This is a genomic window from Acetobacter sp. (assembly GCF_047721705.1).
GTDB lineage: Bacteria > Pseudomonadota > Alphaproteobacteria > Acetobacterales > Acetobacteraceae > Acetobacter.
In genome coordinates this window covers 1,821-4,598 of sequence record NZ_JBDNXK010000147.1, presented here as the reverse complement: position 1 = coordinate 4,598, position 2,778 = coordinate 1,821, and the positions used below count along the sequence as shown (strand labels likewise).

General features: G+C 57.1%; 7 protein-coding genes. All 7 read left to right on the top strand.

Features of this window, described 5'->3' with window-relative positions:
• Positions 1–131: 131 nt before the first annotated feature.
• The 7 genes from ABF824_RS15610 to ABF824_RS15580 all read left to right on the top strand — a co-directional run bounded on the left by ABF824_RS15610 (position 132) and on the right by ABF824_RS15580 (position 2,556).
• Positions 132–353, top strand: coding sequence for a hypothetical protein (locus tag ABF824_RS15610; protein WP_130731248.1), 222 nt, complete (start codon positions 132–134; stop codon positions 351–353).
• A gap of 1 nt (position 354) precedes the next feature.
• Positions 355–702 (top strand): hypothetical protein, encoded by a 348-nt coding sequence (locus ABF824_RS15605; protein ID WP_415489894.1) that lies wholly within the window; start codon positions 355–357, stop codon positions 700–702.
• Positions 699–821, top strand: a complete 123-nt coding sequence (locus ABF824_RS15600) for a hypothetical protein (protein WP_259369275.1) — start codon at positions 699–701, stop codon at positions 819–821. The genes ABF824_RS15605 and ABF824_RS15600 overlap by 4 nt, the downstream gene beginning before the upstream one ends.
• Entirely contained in the window at positions 818–1,117 is a 300-nt protein-coding gene (locus tag ABF824_RS15595) for a hypothetical protein (RefSeq protein ID WP_415489893.1), read from the top strand. The genes ABF824_RS15600 and ABF824_RS15595 overlap by 4 nt, the downstream gene beginning before the upstream one ends.
• Entirely contained in the window at positions 1,114–1,443 is a 330-nt protein-coding gene (locus ABF824_RS15590) for a hypothetical protein (protein WP_415489892.1), read from the top strand. Before ABF824_RS15595 ends, ABF824_RS15590 begins: the two co-directional genes overlap by 4 nt.
• Positions 1,444–1,575: 132 nt before the next feature.
• The gene (locus ABF824_RS15585) at positions 1,576–2,247 is read left to right on the top strand and encodes a hypothetical protein (RefSeq protein ID WP_415489891.1); all 672 of its coding nucleotides are present in this window, start codon (positions 1,576–1,578) and stop codon (positions 2,245–2,247) included.
• A gap of 111 nt (positions 2,248–2,358) precedes the next feature.
• Positions 2,359–2,556: a helix-turn-helix transcriptional regulator gene (locus ABF824_RS15580; RefSeq protein WP_048855537.1), complete on the top strand. Its 198-nt coding sequence runs from the start codon at positions 2,359–2,361 to the stop codon at positions 2,554–2,556.
• Positions 2,557–2,778: the final 222 nt, after the last annotated feature.

Below are 2,778 nucleotides of genomic sequence, written 5' to 3'. Positions count from 1 at the left end.
GTCCAGACCCGTGCCCGGTCCTTTGCCGACCTGCAGGACAAGGCCCGGCTGGTGATGCTGTTCGACCCGGACCCGACCCAGATCGAGGCCAGCCTGGCACGCGACATTCTGGCGATGAAGGGAGAGGCGAAGTGAGCGATCTCTACCAGTTTGAGAAAAGCGCGATCATGGCAGTCCACGATGCGCGTCACGACATTGACCAGCTTGCGCGCCTTTTGATCCTCGCAGGTCGGTCCATGACCACCAGAGATGAACCGCATCCAGATATTGCCCTACAGGGCTTCGGAATGGCCGTAGAATGGGCGGCCCAAGAGATAGAGCGCCGATGCGCGGCCATTGCGGAGCGTGTGTGACATGAACCTCATTCCTCATTGGATGCGCCGCCGTGGCGTACCGGCACCGGCTTCCACCGTTCCGCCGCTCCAGATCCGCGATGGCATGGGCATCATCATGATTGATGGGCGTCTCTGCCTGTTCGATGCCAACGACCCCAACGTGGACAACGGGGAACTGGCGGTCGCTGTCTTCAATAAATCCCCCGAAATCGCACCGGTATGGAAGGACAAGGCACGTCCTGCCTGTGGTCCGCGTAGTCCCCGCTATGGCCGCATGCCCTATTACAGTGGTCGCAATGCGCCCGGTGTGAAGGAATATCGGCAGGTCTACATCCTCGGCCGTCTGATCGCAGGAGGGCAATCATGAAACGCATCCTGATCCATGCAGCCCTGTGGTTTCTCATCCCGCTATCAGCCTGGACGATCCGGGCTGGCAACGCGCTGGGTATCCTGACAATGCGCCTGTGGGCGGAGGTAAAGCCATGAGCAAGAGCCCGGAAGCCCCGGTCACGCCAATCGTGCCGGACCTGCAGTTCATAGGCTGGCAGATAGCCGAACAGACGTTCTCAGACGGGGAAGGAGCGGCAAAGCTGCTCGATTACCTGCAGGGCGCGGCCTATGCCATTGGCTTTTCCATCTGGAAGGAAGGCGGCGCGTCCCGTGGCCAGATGCATTACGTGGTCGAGACCATCGCCCAGGCGGGGAAAGCCCGTTGGGTCGAACTGACGATGGACCCGGCTTTCATCGCTTTCCTGTCCGCAGATCCGGAGGGCCGGGCATGAGCCGCCCGGCACGCACTTGGTCCGCCCGTGACCTCCGCCGGATTGAACACCTCCGCAAGGAGGGCCTGTCATGGCGCGAGGTAGGCGAGGCGATGGGTAGCAGTTCCGCGTCCTGCCACCGGGCATGGCGCGCGCATACAGCGCCGCCCAGCCTGGCAACGCCCGACCGGCTGGCGGCCATACAGGCTGCCACCACGCAAATCAGTGTCATGGCCGGGATACTGGCCCGCATGGCGGAGGGGGACAAACAGACCGGCACTGAACTGGCATGGCTGGCCGATGGGATCGGTCGATATGCCCACGCCATTGAGGACTGCCTGTCATGAAAACGGCCATTCACCGATTGCTTATGCGGGCGGTCCATAAACCAGATTGTGTCCCGGTGTGTCTGGGAATGTCATGCAATACTCACAAACATGAAGTTTGGGTAACGGCTGTTTGGAACAGGAGGCTTGTTCATGGCTGATGATGAGGAAGAACTGGGGGTGATTGGTTCCGGATATGGCTGTGGTTACACCCCCAATCATGTACATCGAAAAAAGCACAGAAGTGCCATGAAATTGGCCGATGAAATAGACAATCCAGTTCTGATGTGGGCGGAAGTATATGATTATCTAGTGCATACCTGTATTTTGGAACCTGACGAGGGTGGAGAAGAAGTCGCGGTCTCTGATGTGATTATTATGCCAGAAATGGCGGATTTTTTTCTGCGGATAGCATATGAGGTTCTTTGTTTGGCAGAAGGTGAACGCCGCGCTGGAGAGGTTAGTGATCATAGTGATTTTTTATTTAACTCATCTCCTGTATTACCAAAAGAAGCCATCAAGCTATTGCCCCAGGCCCTAAGCTTTACGCGTCGAGGCTACAATGCTTTTGCTGAGCTGGCTGCTATTCGTCAGAAAATCCAAGAAGCCAGATTATATGACTGTCTGCTCGCAGACGGGCTGAGTTCTCGAGAGGCGCTGGATGCGTTGTCTCACGAGTTTGGAGAACTGGATCATGCCAGGCGTCGTAAGCGCATCAGAGAAGGGCGATATTTCCAAGAACGCCATGTCTGGTTTGAATCTGATGACGCGACGTTTCATCATCTGTGCCAGCGCATGAAAATAGATCCCTACAAAAATCTCTAAGGGACGAAACGTCGGGCCGTCCTTCTTTCTGGAAACCTGCATGATAATGGGAATATTTCAGAATCCATGACACGTCCTGACGTGTCGCAATGGATATGGAGATTCCCACACATGCCGATTGCCTTGACCGACCGTGTCCTCTTGCGGATCGATGATGTCATGCGGGAGACAGGAGCCAGTCGCTCCACCGTCCATCGCCTGATGGCTGCAGGGACACTGGTCCGGGTGAAGATCGGGCGGGCCACGCGGATTACGGCAGACAGTTACGCCGCATGGATCGCCTCGTTGACGCAGCCCGACAATGCCTGAAATGGAAATCGCCAGCCCACGATAAGCGGACCGGCGACCCGGAAACACCACACAAACAATGATTGCACAGCGTTTGTAGGGACTGCCGGGTCGATTCGTCCACCTAAATTCGTGGCTGGCACATAGGAAAGTGCCGATGCCGAGCCTTGAAAAGCGCGGACACCCGGAGTCCGTACAGAATCCGGGAAATTCTCTCCTTCTGGCCGTCTGGCCGGAGGTGCG

Coding starts and splice junctions, on each gene's coding strand:
- ABF824_RS15605 (WP_415489894.1), top strand. CDS start 355: ATGAACCTCATTCCTCATTGGATGCGCCGCCGTGGCGTACCGGCACCG.
- ABF824_RS15600 (WP_259369275.1), top strand. CDS start 699: ATGAAACGCATCCTGATCCATGCAGCCCTGTGGTTTCTCATCCCGCTA.
- ABF824_RS15595 (WP_415489893.1), top strand. CDS start 818: ATGAGCAAGAGCCCGGAAGCCCCGGTCACGCCAATCGTGCCGGACCTG.
- ABF824_RS15590 (WP_415489892.1), top strand. CDS start 1,114: ATGAGCCGCCCGGCACGCACTTGGTCCGCCCGTGACCTCCGCCGGATT.
- ABF824_RS15585 (WP_415489891.1), top strand. CDS start 1,576: ATGGCTGATGATGAGGAAGAACTGGGGGTGATTGGTTCCGGATATGGC.
- ABF824_RS15580 (WP_048855537.1), top strand. CDS start 2,359: ATGCCGATTGCCTTGACCGACCGTGTCCTCTTGCGGATCGATGATGTC.